General features: G+C 63.4%; 23 protein-coding genes. 7 read left to right on the top strand and 16 right to left on the bottom strand.

The genetic code is table 11. From position 1 onward, the window contains the following. Positions 1-87 precede the first annotated feature (87 nt). From ARUE_RS03145 to ARUE_RS03135, 3 genes are all read left to right on the top strand, one after another. A complete protein-coding gene (locus tag ARUE_RS03145; protein WP_286140244.1) occupies positions 88-1,368 on the top strand; it encodes an MFS transporter in 1,281 nt (426 codons plus the stop codon). Further along, positions 1,368-3,863, top strand: a complete 2,496-nt coding sequence (locus ARUE_RS03140) for a beta-glucosidase family protein (RefSeq protein WP_014920696.1) — start codon at positions 1,368-1,370, stop codon at positions 3,861-3,863. The genes ARUE_RS03145 and ARUE_RS03140 overlap by 1 nt, the downstream gene beginning before the upstream one ends. Positions 3,864-4,018: 155 nt before the next feature. Then, entirely contained in the window at positions 4,019-4,318 is a 300-nt protein-coding gene (locus ARUE_RS03135) for a DUF4193 domain-containing protein (RefSeq protein ID WP_011773410.1), read from the top strand. A 108-nt stretch (positions 4,319-4,426) separates the two neighbouring features. On the opposite strand, the gene ARUE_RS03130 is transcribed toward ARUE_RS03135, so the two are convergent. The 13 genes from ARUE_RS03130 to ARUE_RS03070 all read right to left on the bottom strand — a co-directional run bounded on the left by ARUE_RS03130 (position 4,427) and on the right by ARUE_RS03070 (position 16,316). After that, on the bottom strand, positions 4,427-4,810 hold the full coding sequence (locus ARUE_RS03130) for a LapA family protein (RefSeq protein ID WP_011773409.1): 384 nt from the start codon (positions 4,808-4,810) through the stop codon (positions 4,427-4,429). A gap of 170 nt (positions 4,811-4,980) precedes the next feature. Beyond that, the gene (locus ARUE_RS03125) at positions 4,981-5,211 is read right to left on the bottom strand and encodes a hypothetical protein (protein ID WP_011773408.1); all 231 of its coding nucleotides are present in this window, start codon (positions 5,209-5,211) and stop codon (positions 4,981-4,983) included. Positions 5,212-5,311: 100 nt separating this feature from the next. Further along, positions 5,312-5,992, bottom strand: coding sequence for an SDR family oxidoreductase (locus tag ARUE_RS03120; protein WP_014920694.1), 681 nt, complete (start codon positions 5,990-5,992; stop codon positions 5,312-5,314). Further along, positions 5,992-7,479: an NAD-dependent succinate-semialdehyde dehydrogenase gene (locus ARUE_RS03115; RefSeq protein ID WP_502691430.1), complete on the bottom strand. Its 1,488-nt coding sequence runs from the start codon at positions 7,477-7,479 to the stop codon at positions 5,992-5,994. The genes ARUE_RS03120 and ARUE_RS03115 overlap by 1 nt, the downstream gene beginning before the upstream one ends. A gap of 12 nt (positions 7,480-7,491) precedes the next feature. Next, positions 7,492-8,679 carry an iron-containing alcohol dehydrogenase family protein gene (locus tag ARUE_RS03110; protein WP_051025047.1) on the bottom strand — a complete coding sequence of 396 codons (1,188 nt, stop codon included), beginning with the start codon at positions 8,677-8,679 and terminating at the stop codon, positions 7,492-7,494. 5 nt (positions 8,680-8,684) lie between these two features. Beyond that, a complete protein-coding gene (locus ARUE_RS03105; protein ID WP_014920691.1) occupies positions 8,685-9,671 on the bottom strand; it encodes an NAD(P)-dependent oxidoreductase in 987 nt (328 codons plus the stop codon). A 27-nt stretch (positions 9,672-9,698) separates the two neighbouring features. Then, entirely contained in the window at positions 9,699-11,216 is a 1,518-nt protein-coding gene (locus tag ARUE_RS03100) for an aldehyde dehydrogenase (RefSeq protein WP_011773403.1), read from the bottom strand. Positions 11,217-11,226: 10 nt separating this feature from the next. Next, positions 11,227-12,330 carry a mandelate racemase/muconate lactonizing enzyme family protein gene (locus ARUE_RS03095; protein WP_011773402.1) on the bottom strand — a complete coding sequence of 368 codons (1,104 nt, stop codon included), beginning with the start codon at positions 12,328-12,330 and terminating at the stop codon, positions 11,227-11,229. 5 nt (positions 12,331-12,335) lie between these two features. Continuing rightward, positions 12,336-12,845 (bottom strand): formaldehyde-activating enzyme, encoded by a 510-nt coding sequence (gene fae, locus ARUE_RS03090; RefSeq protein ID WP_014920690.1) that lies wholly within the window; start codon positions 12,843-12,845, stop codon positions 12,336-12,338. 2 nt (positions 12,846-12,847) lie between these two features. Continuing rightward, positions 12,848-13,783, bottom strand: a complete 936-nt coding sequence (locus tag ARUE_RS03085) for a glycine betaine ABC transporter substrate-binding protein (protein ID WP_011773400.1) — start codon at positions 13,781-13,783, stop codon at positions 12,848-12,850. Positions 13,784-13,811: 28 nt separating this feature from the next. Beyond that, the gene (locus tag ARUE_RS03080) at positions 13,812-14,597 is read right to left on the bottom strand and encodes an ABC transporter permease (RefSeq protein ID WP_011773399.1); all 786 of its coding nucleotides are present in this window, start codon (positions 14,595-14,597) and stop codon (positions 13,812-13,814) included. Next, positions 14,594-15,610 (bottom strand): ABC transporter ATP-binding protein, encoded by a 1,017-nt coding sequence (locus ARUE_RS03075; protein ID WP_011773398.1) that lies wholly within the window; start codon positions 15,608-15,610, stop codon positions 14,594-14,596. The genes ARUE_RS03080 and ARUE_RS03075 overlap by 4 nt, the downstream gene beginning before the upstream one ends. Then, positions 15,603-16,316 carry an ABC transporter permease gene (locus ARUE_RS03070; RefSeq protein ID WP_011773397.1) on the bottom strand — a complete coding sequence of 238 codons (714 nt, stop codon included), beginning with the start codon at positions 16,314-16,316 and terminating at the stop codon, positions 15,603-15,605. The genes ARUE_RS03075 and ARUE_RS03070 overlap by 8 nt, the downstream gene beginning before the upstream one ends. A 94-nt stretch (positions 16,317-16,410) precedes the next feature. On the opposite strand from ARUE_RS03070, the gene ARUE_RS03065 reads away from it, so the two are divergent. Then, a complete protein-coding gene (locus tag ARUE_RS03065; protein WP_014920689.1) occupies positions 16,411-17,316 on the top strand; it encodes an IclR family transcriptional regulator in 906 nt (301 codons plus the stop codon). A gap of 7 nt (positions 17,317-17,323) precedes the next feature. Here the strand turns inward: ARUE_RS03065 and ARUE_RS03060 are convergent, their stop codons facing one another. Further along, complete coding sequence (locus ARUE_RS03060) at positions 17,324-17,548, bottom strand: hypothetical protein (RefSeq protein ID WP_011773396.1); 225 nt, start codon at positions 17,546-17,548, stop codon at positions 17,324-17,326. Between the two features lie 116 nt (positions 17,549-17,664). Between ARUE_RS03060 and ARUE_RS03055 the strand changes: the two genes are divergently transcribed. Further along, positions 17,665-18,126, top strand: a complete 462-nt coding sequence (locus tag ARUE_RS03055; protein ID WP_011773395.1) for a MarR family winged helix-turn-helix transcriptional regulator — start codon at positions 17,665-17,667, stop codon at positions 18,124-18,126. A gap of 109 nt (positions 18,127-18,235) precedes the next feature. On the opposite strand, the gene ARUE_RS25065 is transcribed toward ARUE_RS03055, so the two are convergent. Next, positions 18,236-18,571 carry a hypothetical protein gene (locus tag ARUE_RS25065; protein ID WP_502691429.1) on the bottom strand — a complete coding sequence of 112 codons (336 nt, stop codon included), beginning with the start codon at positions 18,569-18,571 and terminating at the stop codon, positions 18,236-18,238. 187 nt (positions 18,572-18,758) lie between these two features. Between ARUE_RS25065 and ARUE_RS03045 the strand changes: the two genes are divergently transcribed. Then, a complete protein-coding gene (locus ARUE_RS03045) occupies positions 18,759-19,697 on the top strand; it encodes a 3-methyladenine DNA glycosylase (protein ID WP_187329915.1) in 939 nt (312 codons plus the stop codon). 29 nt (positions 19,698-19,726) lie between these two features. Next, positions 19,727-20,131: a serine protease inhibitor gene (locus ARUE_RS03040; protein WP_011773392.1), complete on the top strand. Its 405-nt coding sequence runs from the start codon at positions 19,727-19,729 to the stop codon at positions 20,129-20,131. A gap of 90 nt (positions 20,132-20,221) precedes the next feature. On the opposite strand, the gene ARUE_RS03035 is transcribed toward ARUE_RS03040, so the two are convergent. Then, a complete protein-coding gene (locus ARUE_RS03035) occupies positions 20,222-23,341 on the bottom strand; it encodes a S8 family serine peptidase (protein ID WP_011773391.1) in 3,120 nt (1,039 codons plus the stop codon). Between the last annotated feature and the right edge of the window lie 247 nt (positions 23,342-23,588).

Here is a 23,588-nt window from a genome sequence, read left to right as displayed (position 1 = left end):
ACGCAAAAACCTAGTCACACTAGATTTTTAGGGCTAAAGTCGTTCTTCGAGACCCAACGGTGGGTCACCCGTTCACCAGGAGGCAATGTGGCCCTCAATCTCAATCAGCAGATGGCAGGCGCGGAAACCGTCAGCCCGGGGCTTCGAAGCACCCCGCCTAAAGCCGCTTCCCGCGCCTATGTCATCGGTATGCCCATCGCGAGCGCCGGCCTCTGGATGGCTGTCCTTGCCCCCGCATTGGTAGTCCTTGCCATCAAGATTTCGGAGATCACCACACCGGACACGCGCGCTGGAGCACTCAGCCTCGTGGCTGGCGTCGGAGCAGCTGTTGCCTTGCTCGCCAACCCGTTCTTTGGCCGACTCAGCGATCGCACCACGTCACGATTCGGCATGCGCAAGCCGTGGATCGTCGGCGGCTCCCTGGTGGGCCTTGCAGCGCTCTTCCTGCTGGGTTCGGCCACGGAAGTCGGAGTGGTTCTGATCGCTTGGGTTGTAGCACAGCTGGGCTTCAACGCCGGCTTGGCCGCTCTGGTTGCAACCCTTCCCGACCAAGCCGGCCCAATGGAGCGCGGACGCCTTTCCGGGCTGATCGGCATGACGTTGCCCATCGGCCTTGTTGCAGCGGCCTTCTTTGCACAGATGTTCGAAACCGCCTTGCAGATGGCGGTAGTCCCGGGGATCGTGGGCACGGCGATAGCCATTGCCTTTGCCTTCACCTTCAAGGACCGCGTCCTCACCGAGAAACCGGCACCGCTGAACTTCAAGGAGATCCTGGGTTCCTTCTATTTCAACCCCAAGGATTACCCGGGCCTGGGGTGGGCTTGGGTCACCAAATTCCTGGTCTACGTGGGCTACTGCGCCGGCCTTCTCTACCTGCCGTACTTCTTCACGGACCACCTCCACGTCGCCGAAACGCAGGTCACCAGTTTGGTGTTCCAAGCAACCTTGGTGAGCTCAGCCGGCACCGTGATCACCAGCCTCGCAGGTGGCTGGATCAGCGATCGCCTTGGTAAGCGCAAGAGTATGGTCATCATCTCCGCCCTGATCATGATGGGCGGCCTGGTCGTCATCGCTACCAGCACCAACACAGGTCAGGTGCTGGTGGGCCAAGGGATCCTGGGCTTAGGCCTCGGAGTCTTCAGCGCCGTGGACGTAGCCCTCATTACGGACCTCCTGCCCAGCGACCAGTCAGAAAATGCCAAGACCTTCGGTGTCTTCAACATCGCCCAGGCCCTCCCTCAGTCCCTGGTGCCTGCTATCGCCTTCCCTGTGATCGCCCTGGGTGGCTACCCCGCGTTGTTCCTCGGCGGTGCCGTTGTCGGCATCATCGGAGCCCTCCTCGTCACCCGTATCAAAGGAGTCAAGTAATGAATCCCACACTCTCAGCCGCCGTCACGGCCCCATCAGCAGGAACTCAGGATGCGGAAGCCGAGATCCGCGACCTCGCCCAAAGCCTGACTCTCGAACAGCAGGTTCGACTGCTGACGGGTGCGGACGTTTGGTCCACGCACGCCATCCCGGAGATCGGCCTGTCCCGCGTGGTCATGTCCGATGGTCCGGCCGGCGTCCGCGGTGAAGATTTTGATGAGCGCCACGACTCAGTCTCCTTACCGTCGTCCTCGGCTTTGTCCGCGACCTGGAGCGTCGAAACGGCGCGCCGCTACGGCCAGGTCCTGGGCCAAGAGGCCCGCCGCAAGGGCGTCCACGCCGTCCTGGGGCCCACCATCAATCTCCACCGCTCCCCGCTGGGCGGCCGCCACTTCGAGTGCATGAGCGAGGACCCGCGCCTCACAGCTACCATGGCCGCAGGATATGTGGCCGGCGTCCAGTCCATGGGTGTTGGTGCAACGCCCAAGCACTACCTGGCCAACGAAGCCGAAACCGAGCGTTTCACCGCGGACTCCGTGGTGGACGAACGCCCCCTGAGGGAGCTCTACCTGGCAGCCTTCGAGGACGCCATCACCGGGGCCCGCGCCTGGCTGGTGATGAGCTCTTACAACTCCATCAATGGCACCACGGCCAGCGAGAACAAGCTGCTGGAAACCCCGCTGTCCACCGAATGGGGCTTCGACGGCGTCGTGGTATCCGACTGGACCGGCGTCCGCTCGATCGACGCGGCCAACGCCCATCAGGATCTCGAAATGCCCGGCCCGGTAGGCCACTGGGGACCCAAGCTCCTCGCTGCCGTCAACGAAGGCCGCGTTAGCCGCGAAGCTATCCTTGAGAAGGTCACCCGTATCCTGCGGCTCGCTGCCAGGGTGGGCTCACTCGAAGGTTTCGAACCAGCAGTGACCCACCTCCCCACCGAACTGAACGGTGCCGCCGTCGCGCGTGAAGTTGCCGTCCGCGGCGCCGTGCTGGTCCGCAACAAGGGCCTCCTCCCGCTGGATGCCAAGGCGCTGGGCAGCGTGGCTGTGATCGGCCACAACGCCGACGAAGCCCGCACCCAAGGCGGCGGCAGCGCCACAGTGATGCCTAAGTACACGGTCTCACCGCTGGAAGGGCTGCGGAAGGCACTGCCCGAGGGCGTCAAGGTCACCTACGCGCGCGGCGCCAAGGTTGCCGAGGGTATCCAGGCGTTCCCCCGAACGTCACTGCACAACCCGGTCTCCAATGTGCCTGGAATCCGCGTGACTTTCCTGGCGGAAGACGGCACGGAGATCTCAGGCGAAGACCGCTTGGCGTCGCACCTGATTTGGTTCGGCATTGGAATTCCCGACGGCGCGGCCTCCATCCGCATGGAAGCGGACTGGACTGCCGAAACAGCAGGCGTCCACCACCTGGGCGTCGGCACCGTGGGCCGGATCCGCTTTGTCCTGGACGGTACGGAAGTCTTCAACAGCGAACTTGAGGACGACACCGAAGTCCTGGGCGCCGCCCTGTTCGATCCGCCCAAGACCGTCCATGCAATCGACACCACGGCCGGCCAGAGCATTCGGATCGAGGCAGAGTACCAGTTGCCCAAGGAACAGGTCATTCCTTTCACCGCCATCCTGCTGGGCGAGGAAACGGTGGTTGCGGAACCGCAGGCCGAGATTGACGCGGCTGTGGAAGCCGCACGGGCCTCCGACGTCGCCGTCGTTGTTGTGGGCACCAACGCGGCCATCGAGTCTGAAGGATTCGACCGCAAGGATCTGGATCTCCCCGGGTACCAGAACCAGCTGGTGAAGGCCGTCGCGGCGGCCAACCCCCGCACGGTGGTTGTTGTGAACTCGGGCTCGCCTGTGCTGATGCCGTGGCTGGACACGGTTGACGCGGTCCTGCTGGGCTGGTTCGGCGGCCAGGAGTTCGGCAGCGCCGTCGCAGACATCCTGCTGGGTGTCGAGGAACCGGGTGGACGCCTTCCCACCACCTGGCCTTCCGCACTGGATGATGTTCCCGTCCTCAACACCACGCCCACAGACGGCAAAGTGGTCTACTCCGAGGGAATCCACATCGGCTACCGTGCTTGGCTGAAGCAGCAAGCCGAAGGCGGTGCAGCCCCTGCCCTGCCGTTCGGCTTCGGGCTCGGCTACACAACGTTTGAATTCGGCAAAGCCCACGCACCCCAGGCGGTGACCGCAGGAAAGGATCTTGTGGTCCATGTGCCGGTCAAGAACACCGGCACACGCACTGGCCGCGAAGTGGTGCAGGTCTACGTCGAGCGCACTGAATCCGCGGTTGAACGCCCGGTCCGCTGGCTCGCTGGCTATGCGGGAGCGCACCTCGCCCCCGCTGGCACCGAGAGTGTGGAAATACGCATCCCGGCCAAAGCGTTTGCACATTACGACGGCGGGTGGCAGTTTGAGCAGGGCACGTTCCGCCTGCTTGTAGGTCGACACGCGGCCGACGACTTCCAATCTCTGAACATAGAACTTCGGTAACACAGAGGCGAAATGACCGTGGGTGGCGGATTTTTTTGGCCGCCACCCACGTGGTTTTCGCCACAAGCTGTAGAACTGGGGTATGGTATGGAATTTTCGTGGCATGCTGTACGTTGCATACCCGGTAACCCCCTAACACGAAGAGGCATTAAAAAGTGGCAGCCGATTACGACGAACTCCGTACCGATGTAAAAGAGAACCAGGAGCAGTCCCTCCAGGCTCTCCAGTCCGCCAGCGCTCCCACGGCCAAGAGTGTCGTGCTTGAACTGGACGAAACCGATGGCCTCGACGCCAACGGCCCCGGCGGCGAAATCGTCGCCGAAGAACTGGTCATCCAGGTCATTCCGCAGGCAAACGACGAGTTCACTTGTCACTCCTGCTTCCTGGTCCGCCACCGCTCGCAGATCGCACGCGAAAAAGATGGCGTCGCCTACTGCACTGACTGCGAAGGCTAAGACGACACAACACCCCGGCGGACTTAACATCGTCAGGGAGTGCCGCCGTCGGGATTAAATTGCGGAAGGACCGGAGCAAGCGCTCCGGTCCTTCCGCAATTAACAGGTCTAAGGGGCCACGCCCGGCCCACCAACGGCCTTTTTGCGGCGGTGGTTGCTCATCCTCAGCTGAAGGATGCGGGCGCCTCCTGCGAGCGCCACCAGCACGCCGCCACCTACAGCCGCTATGAACAGCGTGGTGCCGAGTGCGAGCGTCCCCTCCAGCCCAAAGAACCGGACCGTGATCATGTCCTGGTTTTGGACGAAGAACACGATGAGCATCACCAGGACCACCAAACCAACGGCTACTGCCACCCACAGGGCGGCGGTGCGGGTTGGCCTGTCGTGGCCTGACGAGGGCGTCGGGGTTACTGGTTTCCGGCGCTCGGAACTACCTCGATCCGGACGGGCGGAGCTGTTCGGTACGCTTGCTGCATCATCTTGGAAACTCATGGAAGGCCCCCTCTGTAGACCAGCATTTACCGTACTACTCACATAATAAGCATGCTGATTAGTTGCTCAACAGTGGCACGGTAAGGGAATCAGGGTCAAGGTGCCGTGCCGGTCTGCACGTAAGGAAGGGCCGGAGTTCGCGGTCCGACCCTTCGGCATCTCACGCCTTTTTAAAGGCTGTAGTCGGTGCTGGTTGGCCCGGGATCATTGTTCCGGACTGCGTAGTGATGGCCCTCAGAGTCGGTCTCGACGTCGAAGTTCTTCAGATCCGCCTCGGAAGCGGTCTCGAAATCATCGTGCTTGTGCACCACAGGGCCGTCCGTATCGCCGTGGGTTGCCGGTCCAAAAACGGACTGCAGCCGCTCGGTCACATGGACGAAGCCTTCCATTCTGCGTCCCATGTTTTCCACCTCCTTCCCTACCGGAGAGAGAAAAAGCGAGTGCCAATCAGTGAGGCAATTTTACGCCCGTTGAGGGAAAAAGGCGCGGCCTGAGGCGGGGCTAGAACGCCTGGCCGGTCGCCCGGACCATGACTTCTGAAACGTCGACGCCGGGTGGCTGGGTCAGAGCCCACAGCATGGTCCCAGCCACGGACTCGGGCGGGATGAGAGCATCCGGTGCTTCTTTCCACAGCGGGGTGTCTACATGGCCCGGCGCGATGTGGAGCACCCGCACTCCTGTCCCCACCAACTGTTGGCGAAGTGACTCCGCATACCCGGTCACGGCCCATTTGGTGGCGGTGTACAGATTTCCGGGATATACCTTCCTCCCTGCCGTGCTGCCGATCAGTACCATGTGTCCACGGTTCTCCAGGAGTTGCGGCAGGGCGGCCTTGGCCAGGATTGCGGGGCCGTAGACGTTGGTGAGGACCATGTGCCGCCATTGGTCCGGGTCGCCGTCGGAGAGATCACCGGCCGCGGAGAACCCGGCGTTTGCCACGGCGACGTCGATGCCGCCAAGGAACTCATGCGCTGCAGAAACGGCATCCCGGGTCTGCTCCCAGTCGCCGGCATCTGCCACCACACCACCAACATGACCAAGGCCAGAGCATGTCTCAAGGAACGCTGCGAGTTTCGCAGGGTCACGGCCCGTGGTGAACACCGAATGCCCGGCCTGCAGGGACTCCCTGACCAGGGCGGCACCGATCCCGCTGGTGCCGCCCGTGACAAGTAAACGAAGCATCAGGAGGGGTCCGCGATACCGATGTAGCGGGTCTCCAGGAACTCCTCGATGCCCTCGGTGCCACCTTCGCGGCCAAGGCCGGATTGCTTCACACCGCCAAACGGCGCCGCCGGGTTGGACACGATGCCTGTGTTGAGTCCGAACATGCCCACGTCCACTTTCTCGGACAGCCGGATACCGCGGTTGAGGTCCCGCGTGTAGGCGTAGGCCACCAGGCCGTACTCGGTGTCGTTCGCCAAAGCGATCGCTTCATCCTCGGTGGAGAAACTGACCACGGGCGCCACAGGACCGAACACCTCCTCATGCAGGATCCGGGCTGAGGCGGGAACGTTCGTCAGCACGGTGGGCGGGTAGAAGTAGCCCTCCCCGTCCGATGGAGCCCCACCAGTCAAAACTGTCGCGCCGCAGTCAACGGCATCAGTCACCAGTTCGTCCACCTTCGCGCGACTCTTGGCATCAATGAGCGGCCCGATGTTGGTGCCATCCGCGGACCCGCGCCCCAACACCAAAGAAGACATCCGCTCCGCCAAACGCTCGCTGAACTCACTAGCCAGCGATTCGTGGACAATGAACCGGTTCGCCGCTGTGCAGGCCTCCCCCATGTTCCGGAGCTTGGCCACCATGGCGCCATCAATCGCTGCATCCAGGTCCGCATCCTCGAAGACCAGGAACGGCGCGTTGCCGCCCAGTTCCATGGAAGTCCGGAGCACTTGCTGCGCAGAGTCAGCGATGAGCTGCTGCCCCACGCCGGTTGATCCGGTGAACGAGAGCTTCCGGAGGCGACTGTCCCGGATGAGCGGCCCCGTGACGTCGCCCGGGCGGGTGGTGGGAATGACGTTCAGGACGCCCGCCGGAAGGCCTGCTTCCTCCAGGACCCGAGTGAACAACAAGGCCGTCAACGGAGTAAGGTTGGCCGGTTTGAGGACCATGGTGCAGCCGGCGGCAATGGCCGGGGCGATCTTCCGCGTGGCCATGGCCAACGGGAAATTCCACGGGGTGATGAACAGGCACGGGCCCACCGGGCGCTTGGTCACGAGCAGACGGGACTTGCCGTCCGGTGCCGTGGAGTAGCGGCCCGAAACCCGCACCGCTTCCTCGGAGAACCAGCGCAGGAACTCGGCACCGTACGCCACTTCGCCCCGGGACTCGGCCAACGGCTTGCCCATCTCGAGGGTCATCGCCAGTGCGAAGTCCTCTGCCCGGGCCGTGACCAGCTCGAAGGCGCGGCGAAGAATCTCGCCACGCTCGCGAGGCGGGGTTGCCGCCCAGGATTCCTGGACGCGGGCAGCAGCTTCCAACGCACGGTGGCCGTCAGCGGGAGTCGCGTCAGCGATCCTGGTGAGCACAGCGCCCGTGGAGGGGTCCTCAACAACGGACGTCCCGCCGTCGGACGCGTCTGTCCACTGGCCGTCGATGTAAAGCTGCGTGGGCAGGGACTCGACGAATTTCCGCTCGGCGCCTGTCAGAGCGGACGTATCAAAAGTCAAGGTGTTTTCCACTTAGAGCGCTTTCTCGAGGATCGTGCGGATTTCGACGGCGGTGGGCGGCACCGGGGTGTTGTTGATGACCGAGTCCGCCAAGGTGTCCTCCACGAGGGAGTCGAGGTCGGCTTCAGTCACGCCGAAGTCGGTAAGTCGGGCTGTCATGCCCACCTCCCGCGCCAGCGTGGCAACAGCCTCGACGGCGGCATCCGCGTTCTGTTCGACCGTGGCCGCAGTGTCTCCGACACCCAGCGCGAAGGCGAGCCGCGCGGTCCGGTCAAGCCGGTTGCGGAGGTTGAGGCGAAGGACGTCCTCGATCACCAGGCACAGCGCCAGGCCATGCGGGATGTTGAAACGGCCGCCCAGCGGGTGGGCGATGGCGTGCACCAGGCCCAGACCGGTGTGGGAGAAGCCAACGCCCGCAATGTGTGAGGCCAGGAGCAGCTGCGAACGCGCCTCGATGTCACTGCCGTCGGCCACTGCGCGGGGCAGGAACTCGGCCACCATAGAGACCACCTGAAGGGCAATGCCGTCCGAGTACGGGTTCTGCCGGATAGACAAGTAGGACTCAATGGCGTGCGTGAGCGCATCCATGCCGGTGGCCGCGGTAGCCTTCGGCGGCAGCCCAAGGGTCAGCTCAGGATCCAGGACCGCGGCCTTGGGTAGCGCCGATTCGTGGCCGACGTAGAACTTTCGGTGTGCATCCACGTCCGTGACCACCCCGAACGCGTTGACCTCCGCACCGGTGCCGGCGGTGGTGGGCACGGCAACAATAGGCAGCGCCGGGTTCTCAAAGTGGTTGCTGCAGTCCAGTCCCGCTCCCCGGGCCGGGTTCACGGCACCCAGCGAGATGCCCTTTGCTGCGTCCATGGACGATCCCCCGCCAACAGGCACCAGTACATCGACTCCGGATGCCGCGGCCTGGTCCGAACCCGCATCCACGCACGTGGTGGTCGGGTTGGGCGTGACGCCGTCAAACACGCTGACGGAGAGCCCGGCTGCTTCCAGGGACTCCCGCACGGCCGCTACGACGTCTGTGGTGGCAAGGAAAGGGTCCGTGACAATCAGGGCGGATTTCGCGCCGAGGGCAGCGACAATCCCTCCAATCTCAACCACGCGGCCCCGCCCAAAGTAGGCGGTGGGCTTCGGATCCAGCGTCAGCTCCGTGGAGGCCAGTTCAGCGTGGATCTGCATACGTGTCTGCATGATGGTCAAGCTCCTTCCGTGGCGCTGCCGGAGGCCTGCACGGGCGTCCGCAACTGCATGCCGATAGCGTCTTCGTAAAGTTTTACCGGGGTCATCTCCCCGGCCTTGTCGCCGTAAAGAGCCTTGGCCCGGCGGTAGAGCTGCTCCACCAAGCCGGACAACTCCATGGGAACTCCAACGGAACGGGCCAGGTCCACGGACAGGCCGAGGTCTTTGCAGGCCAAGGCGATCGCGAAGCCTTCGTCGTAGTCGCCGTGGTTGAGGATGGACAGGACATCGTTTTGGACGAAGTTGGAGTTCGCCGGGCTGGCGATGAGCGCCTGCCTCAGGACTTCCAGGTCCACACCCGCCTTGACGCCTGTGCTCAGGACCTCCGCGGTGGCCACCAGGTGCGAGAACCACAGCTGGTTGATCATGAGCTTCACCGCGTAGCCGGCGCCATGGCCGCCCACGTGCAGTATCCGTTCAGGATCGCCCATAGCTTCGAACACGGGACGAAGACGTTCGACGTCGGCAGGCTCGCCACCGACGAAGATCTGCAGCATGCCGTTCGCAGCGCCTACGGACATGCCGCTGACGGGTGCGTCCAGGACGCGGATGCCGCGTACTGAGCCCGCCTCGCGAACCCTGTTGGCCACCTCCGGAACCGAGGTGGACATGTCCACCCAGGTGCCGCCGTCGGGCATCCCGGCAAGGATGCCGCCGGGCCCCATGGCCACCGTCTCCACGTGCTTGGGCGTGGGGAGCATGGTGATGACGACGTCGGAGCCGGCGGCGACTGCCGCTGCGTCCTCCGCCCACTCTGCTCCGTTCGCTAGGAGTGCGGCCGCGGATTCCTTGCGGACATCGTTGACCACCAGGTGAAAGCCCGCGGCTTGGAGGTTGCGCGTCATGCCCGAGCCCATGTTTCCGAGGCCGATGAAGCCGATGCGGGCGGTTCCGGGCGTGAGGGGTTGTGTTTCCGTGGCGGAAACGTGCGTTGTTGCAGTCATATCGAGTCTCAATTCAGGCTGGGTGGTTCAGTCGTCCAGGGCAGCGTCGCCCAGGTTGATCCAGGTTGTTTTCAGTGCGGAGTAGGCGTCCAGGGCGTGCAGGGAACGGTCCCTGCCGAACCCGGATTCCTTAAAACCGCCAAAGGGCGTAATGATGTCCGCGACGTCGAAGGTGTTCACCCAGACGGTGCCGGCGCGGAGTTCACGCGCGGCTGTGTGCGCCTTGGTGATGTCCTGCGTCCACACGCTGGCAGCCAGCCCGTACTTGGTGTCGTTGGCCATCCGGATGCCCTCCGCAGCGCCACGGAACGTCGATACTGCCAGTACCGGCCCGAAGATCTCTTCCTGGCCGATGCGGCCGGCGTTGTTGACCCGGTCCAGGACCGTGGGTTCCAGGTAGTAGCCATGTTCGACGCCGGCAGGGTGGACTTGGGTGCCGCCGCTGGCCACCGCGATGCCCTCGCCTTCTGCGACGGCGTAGTAGCCGAGGATGCTCTCAAGCTGCCGGTCATCAATAATCGCCCCGATCTGGGTGGCAGGATCCAGCGGGTCGCCGAGCTGCAGCGAGCGCCCCACCTTGATGACTTCTTCGATCAATTCGTCGTGGACGCGTTCGTCCACCAGGAGTCGGGAACCTCCGTGGCAGGTCTGCCCGGCGTTGTAGAAGATCCCCCAGGCCACAGCCGAAGCGCAGGCTGCGATGTCTCCGACGTCGTGAAGAACCACCTGCGGCGACTTGCCACCGAGCTCCAGCGCCACCTGCTTGCCATTGGATTCGGAGGCGTAGCGTTGGAAGTACCGCCCAACCTCCGGTGAGCCCGTGAAGGTGATCTTGTCCACGAGGTCATGCCGCCCCAAGGCAGCACCCGCAACGTGGCCGAGGCCGGGGACGACGTTGAATACGCCATCCGGCACGCCCGCCTCAGTGGCGAGTTCGGCCAGGCGCAACGCAGTCAGGCTGGTCTGCTCCGAGGGCTTGAGGACCACGGAGTTTCCGGCGGCGAGGGCGGGAGCTACTTTCCAGGCAGTGATGATCAGTGGATAGTTCCACGGAACCACTGCGCCGATCACACCGAGTGCCTCGCGGGAAATGACCGCGAGGGCGTTGCGCGGAGTGGGTGCGACGTCGTCGTAGACCTTGTCCAGAGCTTCCGCGTACCAGCGGAAGGTCCGTGCGCAGCTGGGCACGTCAACGGCGAGTGCGTCGCTGATGGGGTGCCCGGCATCCGTGGACTCCAGGAGCGCGAGTTCCTCGAGGTTTTCCAGGATCAGGTCCGAGAGCCTGGTCAGGACTGTTTGCCGGTGGCGGCGATCGGTCCTCGACCACACGCCGCTTTCGAAAGTACGGTGCGCGGACCGGACGGCATCGTCCACGTCCTGATCCCCCGCTGCCGCCACGTGAGCCGTGATGGAGCCGTCTCTCGGCGAGACAGTGGGGAATGTTTCACCGCTGCGCGCGGAGCGGAATCCGCCGTCGATATACAGTCCCGTGGCTGGCTGCTGGGCTGCCGCCCGCTCGATCCAGTCGTTCTTCGTTGTTGCCATGGCGGGCTCCTTAGACCGAGTACTTCTTGACGGCGTCGTAGTCGATGACGGCGCCCAGGCCCGGAAGGTCGGGCACGCGGAGTGCACCGTCGTCGTCGATGTCCAGGGGCTCCATGAAGAAGTCGCGGCGCTCGGGGGTCCAGCCCGGCGGGTCATAGGGGAATTCCAAGTATGGCCCCGCGTCCACGCCTGCGGCTACGTGCAGGTTGGCCAGCAAGCCCAAACCATTGCTCCACGTGTGCGGTGTGAAGAAGCGGTGCTTCAGGTTTGCCGTTTCGGCCACTTGGCGGGCGCGGTACATGCCAACTGCCAGGGCGACGTCGGGCTGGTAGATGTCGTAGGCGTCGGCTTCGATGAGGGCCATCATTTCCGGCATGCTGCGGACCATCTCGCCTCCCGAGACCTGGATGCCGGTCTGCTCACGCACGCGCTGTGCGCCCTTGATATCGGCCTGCGGAAGTGGTTCCTCGAGCCAGCGGACATCCAGTTCAGCCAGCTGGGCTGCGAGTCGGTGGACTTTGGCAAGTTCCAGGGCCGGTTCGATGTCGCCGCTCATGCGCCACATCTGGTTGAGGTCCACCATCAGGTCGAAGTCCTTGCCCACGGCTTCCCTGGCAGCGCGGACGGACTCCACGCCTTGGTCCAGGTGGTCCCGGGAAATACGGATCTTCATGGCTTTGAAGCCGCGCTCCTTCGCCGCGAGTGCAGACTCGGCCCTCGCTGCGGGCGCCTTCAGTTCGCCGGAGGAAGCGTAGGCCACCAGGCGATCCTGGGCTCCGCCGAAGAGAGTAGCTACCGGGAGTCCGGCAACTTTGCCGATGATGTCCCACAGCGCCGCTTCGAGTGGCCAGTAGCGGCCGCCGTGGAAGTTGATGGTTTCGATCCTGCGGACCTGGTTGAGGATGGCCATAGGGTCGGTCCCGATGAACAGGTGCTCATAGGCCTCGAAGCCATCCATCGTGTCGCCGGAGCCTACGCCGGTGATGCCTTCGTCAGTTTCCACCTCCACCAAAGTTGCCGGGAATGATGTGCGGGGTTCAGGATCCCAAGCAGCGTTGAACGGCGGGTCCAGGGGCAGGACCATGCGGGTCAGCCGGATTGCGGTGATCTTCATTGCTGTCAGCCTCGCGGGGTGAAGAAGGGGTTGGACGGGGAGTTGCGTGCCTCGATCACTTCTGCCGTGGAGGGAAGGTTCTTGACCCCGTTCTCCAAAGCAGTCCGGACTGACTCACGGTTATTGCGGTAGACGGCGTCGTCGTCGTCGGCGTTGGGGTTCACCCACACCGCGGCGATCAGCGCGTGCGAATCGGCCTGTTCGTCCGTGAGGATGCCGTCGGCCACAGCGTCTGCCACGCCTGCGGCGATGCCGGCCTGCGCTGCACCCCAAATGAGGTTGCCGTGCTGGTCGTTGGACGGCGCCGCCTTGGTGACGAAGAGCGTCAGCGGCTTCACGGGAAGCGAGGGCCGGAGGACGGCGACGAACGGAACGTGGCCGGCACTCGGTGATGCCAAAGCCGTGGCCCACGCGGTTCCAGCGGGGCCGCTCCGGTGTCCCAGTACGGTGTTGACGTGCGCTGCGTTGACGCCGTCCCCAATGAAGGACTCGCCGATTTGAAGCTGTTCAGTCATTTTCAGATCAGTCCTTCGGATTCGAGCCATTCCTTGGCAATGTCTTCCGGGTCTTCGCCATCCACGTCAGCCTTGGCGTTCAGCTGCTGCATGACCTCGGTGGTGAGCTTCGGGGAGACCTTGGCCATAATGTCCGTGATGGCCGGGTACTTGGCGAGGATGTCGGCCTTGACAGTGAGGGCACCTTGGTAAATCGGGAAGAAGTTCTTGTCGTCTTCCATGACCTGAAGCTTCAGCGCGGGAATGCGGCCGTCCGTTTCGAAGACTTCGCCGAAGTTGCAGTCCTGGCCCTTCTGGGTGGCGGTGTAGATGACGCCGGTGTCAAGCATGGAGACCTTGGCGTCGGGGCTCAGACCGTACTCTTTGCGCAGTCCCGGCCAGCCGTCGTCGCGGGTTGAAAACTCACTCTCCACGCAGAAGGTCTGCTCGCTGGCGGGAAGCTTGGCCACGTCCGAGAGGCTCTTGATGCCGAGTTCCTTGGCCTTATCCTCGCGAACGGCGAATGCGTAGGTGTTGTTCAGCGGTGCGGGGTCCAGCCAGGCAATGCCCTTCTTGGCATCGGCATCCTTCACGGCCTTGAACATCTCCGTTTTGTCCTTGATAGGCGTGGTCTGCTTGTTGTAGGTGATCCAGGACGTTCCGGTGTACTCCCAGTAGCCGGCGAACTGGCCGGTCTCGAAAGCCGTGCGGACGTTGGCCGAGCCCACCACGCTGGTGTTGGTGGTGGTGTCTGCGCCGTGGGCGTTCAGGACCTGGCTGGTGATGTGGGACAGGATGAACTGCTCGGAGAAGTCCTTGGCACCGAACACGCCGGTGAGGCCTTCGAGTTCGTTGCTTCCGGCTCCGCTTGACGTGGAGGAGGCCGAGCCGCCGCAGGCTGTGAGGCTGAGGGCCACGGCCACGCCGGTGGCCAGGAGGGTCATTGCGGGTTTTTTCATGATGTTGTCCTTGCGAAAGTAGGAAAAGTCAGATGCCTTTGGGCTTGAGCAGGTCCTCTGCGAGGCCTGCCAGCCAGTCGATGGTGAGGGCGATGCAGGAGACCACCACGGCTCCGGTGATGAGGACGGGCCAGCGCTGGAGTTTCAGGCCGTTGACGATCATGTCGCCCAGGCCGCCGGCGTTGATGAATGTGGCCACTGTGGCGACGCCGACGCAGAACACCAGCGCGGTCCGAAGTCCGGCAATGATCACCGGCACGGCCAAAGGGAGCTCGATGCGGGCCAGCACTTCCAGCGGACGCATGCCCATGCCCTTGGCCGCTTCCGTGAGGCTGGAGTCAACCTGTTGGAGTCCCACCAGGGTGTTCCGGAGGACAGGAAGGACCGAGTAGGCAACCAGGCCTACCAGTGCCACTTCGAAGCCTGTCTTCCACACGATGGCCAGCAGGATCACCAAGCCGATGGCGGGTGTTGCCTGCCCCACGTTGGCAATCCCGAACACCACTGCGTGGACAGCCTTGGAATGCACCCTGCTCAGGGCAATACCTGCCGGGATGGCAATCAGGGACACGATCGCGGACGCCGTGACGGTCAGCAGGAGGTGTTCCCTGGTCCGATCGGCAAGGTAGTCCCAGTTCAGGGTGCGCAACTCAATGGAATCGAGCGTCAGCGAGGAGATCCAGAGGAACAATGCCAGCAATGCGCCCACGATGATCAGCGGTGTTCCGAACCGTTTGAAGGAGAAGTACTTGCCTTTGCGGTTTGAGGCGGTGCCGAAGGACGTCGCCAGATCCCGCGTTGCCTGCGCAGTCATGGCCGCACTCCCCCGGCAAGGGCTGGCGGGAGAATTTCGGCGCCGAGGACAGCGGAGATTCGTTCGATGTCGATGGTTCCCACAGAACTGCCGTTCCGGTCCAGGACCGATACGGGAAGGCCACCGGACAGCACCAAGGCATCCAGCGCGTCTCGCAGGGAGTCGTCCACACCTATGGTCATGGCGGTTTGTCCCCCGGCCGGACCCAGCGCCGCGTGGCCCACAGGGATGAGTCCCAGCCGCTTTAGGGCGGCACCGTGTCCTACGAACTGGGACACATAATCGTTGGCGGGATTGGCCAGGATGTTCGCGGGGGTGTCGAACTGCTCGATCTGGCTTCGTTCGGACAGCACCGCGATCCTGTCGCCGAGCCGAACCGCTTCATCGAAGTCGTGCGTGACGAACACGATGGTCTTGCTCAGTTTCTCCTGCAGGCGCAGGAATTCACTTTGCAGCTTTTCCCGAGTGATGGGATCCGTGGCACCGAAGGGTTCGTCCATGAGCATCACGGGCGGATCCGCGGCCAAGGCCCGCGCAACGCCAACACGCTGTTGCTGCCCGCCGGACAGTTGGCGCGGGTAGCGGGAGGCGAACGTTTTGGGGTCAAGCTCGACGACGGCCAGCAGCTCTTCGACGCGGTCCCGCGTGCGCTTCTTGTCCCAGCCCAGGAGCTTGGGCACCACCGAGATGTTCTCCGCGATGGTCATATGCGGGAACAGGCCGATCTGCTGGATGACGTAGCCGATCCGACGGCGCAGCTCGTTGGGGTTCAGGGACAGGACGTCCTCACCGTCGATGGTGATGGAGCCCGAGCTCGGTTCGATGATCCGGTTGATCATCTTCATAGTGGTGGTCTTGCCGCAGCCGGACGGACCAACGAACATGATCAGTTCGCCTGGTGCGATGTCCATGGAGAAGGATTCGACGGCGGGAATCACCTGACCGGGGTAGGTCTTGGTGACGTCCTTGAGGACGATCCGGGCGCCGGCGGCCGGGGTTGTTGATTCAGACACGAAGTCCCCTTGAGGTAGTAACGCGGCGGATGAGCACGAACGCGCCATCCAGCAGCAGGGCAAGGACAATGACACCGACGGTTCCGACGACGGCGAAGTTCAGGGCGTTCTTGGACCCCAGGCTCGACAGGCCTTTGAAGATCATTTCGCCCAGACCGGGACCACCCACATAAGCAGCGATGGCTGCGATACCCATGGACAGTTGGGCCGAAACACGGACTCCGGTGAGCACTACCGGCCAAGCCATGGGCAGCTGGACCCGGAACAGGGTCTTCACGGTGCCCATCCCCATGCCCAATGCGGATTCGGACACTGCCGGCGGTACTTCGCGCAGCCCCACCACCGTGTTGCGGATGATGGGGAGCAGCGCGTAGAAGGCCAGACCCACAACGGTGGGAGTCCAGCCGAGGCCCAGCACGGGGATAAGGAGTGCCAGGAGCGCCATGGACGGAATGGTCAGGCCAACACCGGCCCCGGCGATGGCCATCGAGCGGCTGATGGGCTTGTTCCACACAAGGACACCGACCCCCACACCGATGACCGTTGCTATCAGCAGGGAAACCAAGACAACCACCAGGTGCTGGGCGGCGGATTCGGCAATGTCTGCCGATCTCTTGACGAGGAACTGTCCAAGGTCGGACAGAAGGGTGTCGTTCAACGTGATCCTCCTTTTCACTTCATTGGGGGTAAGGATCGGGGCCCACATCTCCGTGAGCCATGACACAACCGTAGAGGGGGCGTTCCCTTTTGCGCAATGAATGTTGTTGAAATGTCAACGCCATAACGGTTAGGATCGGAGCGTGATCGGAACAACCAAGGAGCCAGCCGTGAACGGAACACCCATCCCCAGGCGCAATTCCTCGGGCCTCCGCAGGGATTTGGAACTGCTGGAGATCCTGGGCTCCCCGGAGGCCGTGGCCGGAGGGGGGCTCGGAGTAAACAAGGTTGCCGAGATCACCGGGCGGGACAAAGCCCAAGTGTCCCGGACACTTGCCACACTGGCGGAAGCGGGCTTGGTCAGCAGGGACCCGGAGAGCCTGCTCTACACTCTCGGTCACAGCCTCTACGCCTTGGCTGCCCGGACCACCGAGGCTCGTATGGTCAGCGCATCGGCACAATACCTCAAGCGGGTGTCGGCGGCTACTCACGAAACAACGCACCTTTGCGTGCTGCGCGGCGGCACCGTCCTGACCCTCAAGAGTGAAATGTCCAATCACACCTATAGGGCGCTGGGCTGGGAAGGTGTCAGCGTGGACGCCTGGAGCACATCAGCCGGCAGGGTACTCGTCAGCGACTGGGACGACGCCGCCCTGAAGGATTGGTATGACACGCATACCGCCGAAGCCAAGGCCGGGGTTCGGCCTGATCGGCAGGACCTTTCGCCCTTGGCGCTTCAAGCGGGCCAAAGCCCGTCAACAGGGGACCTCACGTCCAAGATCCAAACGTTCGAGGACCTTCGCGCCGAGATCAACCTCATCCGACGGCAGGGTTATGCGGTGGTGGACGAAGAATTCGAACTGGGCGTAGTGGGCGTCTCGGCACCCGTCTACGACTTCAAGCAACGCGTCGTTGCAGCCTTCAATGTCAGCGCGCCCAAGCAGCGGTTTGGACGGCATTTGGATCAAGCGGGGGTGCTGGCCGCGAAGGTTGCCCGGGACTTTTCCGTAGCTCTTGGCGCTTCAACCAACGCCGAAATCCCCCGCTGAGACGGGTTTACCGCAGCGACTTGTCCTCCGGGTTGCGTGGCACCACATAGGTGCTGCCGTCGGGCCGGCGGAGGGTTTCCCATTGCTGCGTCTCAGCCTGGCGCTGGGCGAGCAGTTTCCGGTTGGCGTCGGTCATCTCGTGGTCCAGGGAGCTGCTGTGCGCGGGGCCGAAAATTATCCGGAACTTCCCTGTCGCGCGCATGAATTTCCGAGTGAAGGATTCCTTGGCCACGCGGATCGACTCCTCTTTTAGGCGGTTCAATGAGTCCATAGTACGCTAATAATTAGTGCACTAACTAATCGCCGGGTGTGCGCTAATAGATGAGGCAGCGAGCACAGGAGGCAGCCATGACAGCCGTTGATGAGTCCACCCCTGAGACGGACGACCTCCTTCTGGAACGCCAGCTGTGCTTCGCCCTGACCGTGGCCTCCCGCAGTGTTGTTGGCGTCTACAAGCCTGTGCTGGAGCGCCTTGGACTCACCCATCCCCAGTACTTGGTAATGCTGGCCCTCTGGGAACGAAGCCCCCGGACCCTGAAAGACATCAGCGACAGCCTCCTCCACGAGCCTGCCACTCTCTCCCCTTTGCTGAGGCGTTTGGAGGAAGCCGAGCTGATCACCCGCGAGCGCGTACCCGGCAACGAGCGGGCGTTGGCTGTGAAGCTGACGGATAAAGGTGCCGCACTCCGCGAGCAGGCCACCGCTGTTCCGGGCGAGATCCGCGAGCGCCTGCAACTCAGCCGCGAAGAAGTAGCTGAACTCCACCAGGCCATGACCGGGCTGATCGCCGCCACCCAGCGGAACAACTAGGCGAACCGGACAAACCCGGCAGCGTTGCCCCTAGCCAAGCGCACAGCCTCAGTGGTCTCCTTGAGACGAGCACCGGAACTGCCACGTAAAATGGATGCAACTTAGGAGATTAGATGCGCATGCGATTTGTTCGGCCCTTACTGGCTGTACTGGCCGTCGCCGGACTCGCCGCATGCTCAGGCAGCCCCACCCCGGGTACTACGGGAAGCGCAACCCAGGCGCCGTCGTCGTCGGCCACCTCCAGCAGCCCAAGCAGCACCGCAACTCCAAGCGCCTCCCCCACCAGCACCTCGGCGGCGCCGGGACAGGGGAACGCGGAGCTCTCCATCACGCTCCTTGAAACTCCGGAAGCGGCACCCCAGATGTTCACGCTCGTCTGCACAAACGGCGCGCCGGCAGCTGAGAGCAGCCACCCCTCGGCGGCCGAGGCCTGCACTGCACTCAAGAACAGCCCCTCCCTCCTGAGCCCGGCCCCCACCCGGACGGATCAGGCCTGCACCATGCAGTACGGCGGCCCGGCAACGGCCAAGGTACCGGCTCCGTGGATGGCAAGGAGGTCAGCGCTTCCTTCAACCGCACGGATGGCTGCCAGATCGGCTTATGGGACGCCGCAAAGAGCGTCCTCGGTTCAGATGGCGGCCTCTAGGCTGCGGCACCTCCCCCAAGCGCAGTGGCTCGGGCTGGAGGCAGCCCATCACGCGCGCGTCGCTCGCTACGCCGATCCCTATGTGGCCCGCCGTTCGGCCGGCAAGAAACACCCTGTGGAGGACTTCCTCTTCACCTACTACACGCAGAAACCGGGCCAGCTGCTCCGCTGGCATCCCGGCGACGGCGTGGTCCTCAGCGGCGAACGCGCCTTGGAGCGCGCCGCTTGGAAGTTCTACAGAACGCTCGACGACGGCGAGCTCGCCTCAGTGGGGCTGGCCCCGGACACACCGGCGGTCACCTTTGATCGGGGCGGCTACATGACCGATCGCGCCGAAGCTGTCCGCTTTGCGGGAATCATCCTCGGGGGCACGGCCAAGCGACCGGCACAGTTTGGCTGCTTTGGCTTGCACGAGTGGGCCATGGTGTACCGGCAGGAAAAGTTTGAGCTGCGGCACGAGTACCTGCAACTGAGGCTCGGCGGCGATGGCACGGACGCAGTTGTTGAAGAGAACCGCATCCGCTGCTCGCACTTTGACGCTTTCCGCTTCTACACACCCGATGCCATCCCACTGAATGAGCTCACGCCCACCCGCGAGAACCAGCGCAGCATGGAGCAGCCGGGATGCCTGCATGCCAACATGGACCTGTATAAGTGGGCTTACAAGCTGACGCCGGCGCTTCCGAGTGAGCTGGTGATGGACTGCTTCGAACTGTCCTGGCGAATCCGCGCGATGGACATGCAAGCATCTCCCTACGATCTTGAGGAATGGGGCTACCCGCCCATCAGGATTGAGACACCGGAGGGCAAGGCCGAGTACGTTGAATACCAGCGGGCTTTCGCGGCCGAATCCCAGGAGCTGCGGGCCCGCGTGCTCCAGGCAGTAGGGCCGCTCTTGGACGAGCTGAGCGGTTTGGCTGCCTGAGCACCCGCCGCCACCAGCGAAAGGTAACCATGGTTTCCGCAAACACGAGCGACACAAGCACGAGCGAGTACGACGTCGACCTCACAGTCACGCTGACAGAGGCACCTGGCGCTGAGAGCCACGAGTTTTTCCTCCGGTCCGCCACCGGCATCCTCTCGCCCGACCCTGACTCGCTGGACTCGAACTTGCCGGACGCACGTGCCGCGCTGGCCGCCGTCGAGCAGTTCGGAGAGGAAATCTTCTTTCCGGAACCCCGTCCGGACCGGATCTGCACGCAGCAGTACGGCGGCCCGCAGGTAGCTGTGGTGGAGGGTTGGTTCCGGGGACGCAAAGTTCACAGCCAGTTCAGCAGGACCGATGGTTGCGAGATCGCCCGTTGGAAGACCTTAGCTGCCTTGTTGGGCAATACAGGGGGCTCAACCGGGGCAAGCTAAGCCCGGCTCGCGCCACCCTTTCCGGCTGCACAATAGCAGTGGCCGGCGGGAACACCCACCGGCCACTGCTGTTTATCGACTCAAAGGGGATCAGCCGGCGTTGTTGCTCTGCGTCGGCTCGTCAGCGCGGATCTTGCCGCGGTGCTTCTTGTCCTTCTTGTCCTTCTTCGGGTCTTCCTCATCAGGAACCACCACGGCTCCGCCCGGGTTGACCAGGACGGTGACGAAGCTCGGCTCGCTGGTTCCTGCGAAGGTCAGACGACCAATGTAGGAACCGGGTTCAAGGTTCTTCCAGTTCAGCGAAATCTGACCGGTCTTGCCGTTGGCGAGGCGGATCGGATTCGGCGTCACGGAGGCGTTGCCCTGATTGGCGCCCAGGACCGCGGCATCAACAGTTGCCTTGGTGGCCTGGTTGTTGGGGCTCGCGTACAGGTTGGCGTAGACGTAGTAGTCGCCTGCTGCCGGGTTGGGCACGGACAGGGTTTCGCTTGCTGAGGCGGTGGCGGCCGGCAGTTGCTGACCGGACGGGGTGACCACCAGCATGTCGAAGTCCGCGGCCTCGTTGGAGGAGATGACCGAGAACTTAGCAAGGGCGCTGCCCTCACCAACGGTGACCTTCTTCACATAGTTGGACGCATTGGTCTCGCCCGCGAACGGACCGGGAACCAGCTCGACTGCAGAGGAATCGGCCTTGGAAAGACCATCAATGGTCACACCCACCGGCAGGTTGGTGCCTGAGGTGATGTTGATGGTTCCGGAGCCGTTGGGGCCCGTTCCGGTGAAGGCCAACGCCTTATCCGCGATGACTGACTGCGGCCGCACTGCGATGGGCGAGGTGACGGTCTTGTTGGCACCCTGCCAGTTCAGCGAACCCATGGCGAACTTGCCCAGGGCAGCGTTGTTGTTTTCGAACTGAACCTTGAAGGTCTTCTTCTCGCCGGGAGCCCCAAAGGTTAGGACTGACGGTGTGACTTTGACGTTGACACCGGGGACGTTGACTGACGCCCGGTATGTTCCCGGAGTCAATGCCGTCAGGGTACGAGTGACCTCGATCTTGCCGGCCAGGTTGCCCAGGGCGAAGGAAGGTACGTTCATGTCGCGTGCCTGGGTGGTGCCCAGCCCTTCCATGCCCAGGTCCATGCCTGTGCCTTGGATGAACTTCAGGTAGTCCTCGGTGGTGGCGTCGTACACGAGGCCCGGTGAGAGTACCTTCGCAGGATCCACCTGCCCGGCACCGGTGGCAAAAACGTCCTTGTTGACGGCGCCGTTGGCCAGCTTGACCGGACCAGCGGTGGTCATCATGGCGGACTTCACGGTGGCCGGGGACCACTGGGGGTTCTTGGCCAGGATCAGCGCGCCGAAACCGGCAACGTGCGGGGAAGCCATGGACGTTCCGGAGAGGAAGCCGAAGTTGTCCCCTCCGGTTCCGATCGGCGAAACGCCTGCGAGGATCGCGACGCCCGGCGCGGACACGTCAGGCTTCAACAGGTCCGAGTCCGTGGCGAGCAGCGGACCGCGGGAGGAGAATCCGGCGATCTGCGGCTGCGCTTCAGCAGGCAGGCCCGTGGTGTCCCGGTTTAGCAGGGACACGGTGATGGCCGGGTTGGCCGTGACCTTGTCCTTGATGGTCTGGGTGGCGGGCGGGTTCACGTGCACCGTGGGAATAATGTGCTTATCGGTGTCCAACGATGAATCAGTCAGGTTCACCAGGATCATGCCAACGCCACCCCCGCGCAGAACCTCCGCGCTCTTGGCGGTCCGGTCAACAACGCCGCGGTCACAGACAACAACCTTGCCGGCTACCTTGGCCGGGTCCAGCGAGCCCGGGGCGCAGAGTGCCGCGTTGCCTTCACCGCTTGCGGCGTTGGTGGAAAGCACGACGCCGGCCCCGGTCACCTCGCGGTTCATGATGGACGCTCCGCGGAATTTGCTGCCATCGGAGAACTCAACAGTGCCCTGGAGCTCTTGCGAGAAGGAGGTGGCGGCTACGGTAGTCAACCACGGCGCTCCATGGTTCACGGTGCTGGCGGTCGGTCCGGAGTTGCCGGCCGAGGTTGCCACGAAGATGCCTGCGGAAGCGGCTGACAGGAATGCCAACGACACAGGATCCGTGGTGGACGTGGTTGAACCGGAGATGGAGTAGTTCAGGACATCCACGCCGTCCAGGATGGCTTGTTCGATTGCATCCACGGAAGCGGAGCCGTAGCAGCCGCCGGTGGCGGGATCGGTGTCTTCCCAGCAGACCTTATATACGGAGAGCTTGGCGGCGGGTGCGATGCCGCTGGTTGTTCCGAAGCTGCGGCCATCTACGACGGCGTCAACGTTGGCGTTGCCCGCTGCCGTGCTGGCTGTGTGGGTGCCGTGGCTGTCCACGTCCACGGGTGAAATGACTTCTTCCGGGGCACGGTTTTCCGGCGGAACTGTTTCGAGGAAGGCGTCCGCGAAGTAGTGGGTGCTGAGGACCTTGGAGTTGCACGCGCTGCCGTCGTAATCCGCGCCGGTATCGGTACCTGGCTGGCATTCGCCGACGAAAGTATCGCCGTCGGCTTTGAGCATGGCGATCTTGCCGTCGGCGGTGCGGTAGGGAACGCCGACCTGGGGGTTGCCCACCAGCGGACCAACGGGCTCACCGGCGAAGAACGGGTTGGACGGGGTGTAGCCGGTGTCGATTACGCCAACAACGGTGCCCTTACCGGCGTTGTCCTGGCCGCCGTACTGCGTAGCCCAGGTTCCGTTGGGGCCGCTGAGCTTGAGGAAGTCGGTAGTGGAGTAGTCCGGAGCGTACTGCGTATCCGGCGCCACCATGAGGACCTTGGGATCCTTGGCGAGGTTGATTGCTTGGTCTGCCGTAAGGGTGGCACTGAAGCCGTTAACGGCAGTGGTGAAGTCACGCTTGATGGTGACGTTTTCCTGCTGGGCGACTTCCTGCTGCTTCTGTTGGAGGTGCTGCTGGTATTGCTTCACCTCGGCACTGTCGACGTCCAGTTTCTTGCCCTCTTCGGGCTTGGTGGGCGCAAGGCCCGCCGTGCCGCCGTCGTATGTGGCTGCAGGCTTCTCGGCAAGGACCACCATGTAACGGCCGTCCTTGTAGGAGCCGGGGTCAAGGTTCTTCTTGGCCACGCCTGCAACATTCCCGGGCGCCTCCGGGGCGGGAGCGGCCTGGGCCGGCATCGCCATGGACGAGAGCAGCAACGGCAGGCCGACGGCCATCGCCGCCGCCTTCCGGAGTCCCCCGCTTCTGACGAAGCTCTTTCCTTGTGATTTCACGAGTGGTTGCACCTTTCACTGAGGGAGGACCGGGCTCCATCGCCCAGGCCTGTCAACTTTCAGTTGGTTGAACCTTTGACAGTTCTTGTCAAAGCCGCGCAACCAGCCGAGTCACAGAGTACCTAGTGATAGCCGAATATGACATACAGCACATTTCAAGATTTTTGTCTTGTCACAACAAGGGTGATTC

Origin of the sequence: Arthrobacter sp. Rue61a (assembly GCF_000294695.2) — a bacterium.
GTDB classification, from domain to species: domain Bacteria; phylum Actinomycetota; class Actinomycetes; order Actinomycetales; family Micrococcaceae; genus Arthrobacter; species Arthrobacter aurescens_A.
The sequence above is the reverse complement of the archived record's forward strand: the minus strand, read 5'-3'. Positions and strand labels throughout refer to the sequence as shown.

Excerpts from the sequence above, each read along its gene's own strand:
- ARUE_RS03140 (WP_014920696.1), top strand. The coding sequence starts at position 1,368 with ATGAATCCCACACTCTCAGCCGCCGTCACGGCCCCATCAGCAGGAACT.
- ARUE_RS03130 (WP_011773409.1), bottom strand. The coding sequence starts at position 4,810 with ATGAGTTTCCAAGATGATGCAGCAAGCGTACCGAACAGCTCCGCCCGT.
- ARUE_RS03125 (WP_011773408.1), bottom strand. The coding sequence starts at position 5,211 with ATGGGACGCAGAATGGAAGGCTTCGTCCATGTGACCGAGCGGCTGCAG.
- ARUE_RS03120 (WP_014920694.1), bottom strand. The coding sequence starts at position 5,992 with ATGCTTCGTTTACTTGTCACGGGCGGCACCAGCGGGATCGGTGCCGCC.
- ARUE_RS03110 (WP_051025047.1), bottom strand. The coding sequence starts at position 8,679 with ATGCAGACACGTATGCAGATCCACGCTGAACTGGCCTCCACGGAGCTG.
- ARUE_RS03105 (WP_014920691.1), bottom strand. The coding sequence starts at position 9,671 with ATGACTGCAACAACGCACGTTTCCGCCACGGAAACACAACCCCTCACG.
- ARUE_RS03100 (WP_011773403.1), bottom strand. The coding sequence starts at position 11,216 with ATGGCAACAACGAAGAACGACTGGATCGAGCGGGCGGCAGCCCAGCAG.
- ARUE_RS03095 (WP_011773402.1), bottom strand. The coding sequence starts at position 12,330 with ATGAAGATCACCGCAATCCGGCTGACCCGCATGGTCCTGCCCCTGGAC.
- fae (WP_014920690.1), bottom strand. The coding sequence starts at position 12,845 with ATGACTGAACAGCTTCAAATCGGCGAGTCCTTCATTGGGGACGGCGTC.
- ARUE_RS03085 (WP_011773400.1), bottom strand. The coding sequence starts at position 13,783 with ATGAAAAAACCCGCAATGACCCTCCTGGCCACCGGCGTGGCCGTGGCC.
- ARUE_RS03080 (WP_011773399.1), bottom strand. The coding sequence starts at position 14,597 with ATGACTGCGCAGGCAACGCGGGATCTGGCGACGTCCTTCGGCACCGCC.
- ARUE_RS03070 (WP_011773397.1), bottom strand. The coding sequence starts at position 16,316 with ATGTGGGCCCCGATCCTTACCCCCAATGAAGTGAAAAGGAGGATCACG.
- ARUE_RS03055 (WP_011773395.1), top strand. The coding sequence starts at position 17,665 with ATGACAGCCGTTGATGAGTCCACCCCTGAGACGGACGACCTCCTTCTG.
- ARUE_RS03045 (WP_187329915.1), top strand. The coding sequence starts at position 18,759 with ATGGCGGCCTCTAGGCTGCGGCACCTCCCCCAAGCGCAGTGGCTCGGG.
- ARUE_RS03040 (WP_011773392.1), top strand. The coding sequence starts at position 19,727 with ATGGTTTCCGCAAACACGAGCGACACAAGCACGAGCGAGTACGACGTC.
- ARUE_RS03035 (WP_011773391.1), bottom strand. The coding sequence starts at position 23,341 with ATGGCCGTCGGCCTGCCGTTGCTGCTCTCGTCCATGGCGATGCCGGCC.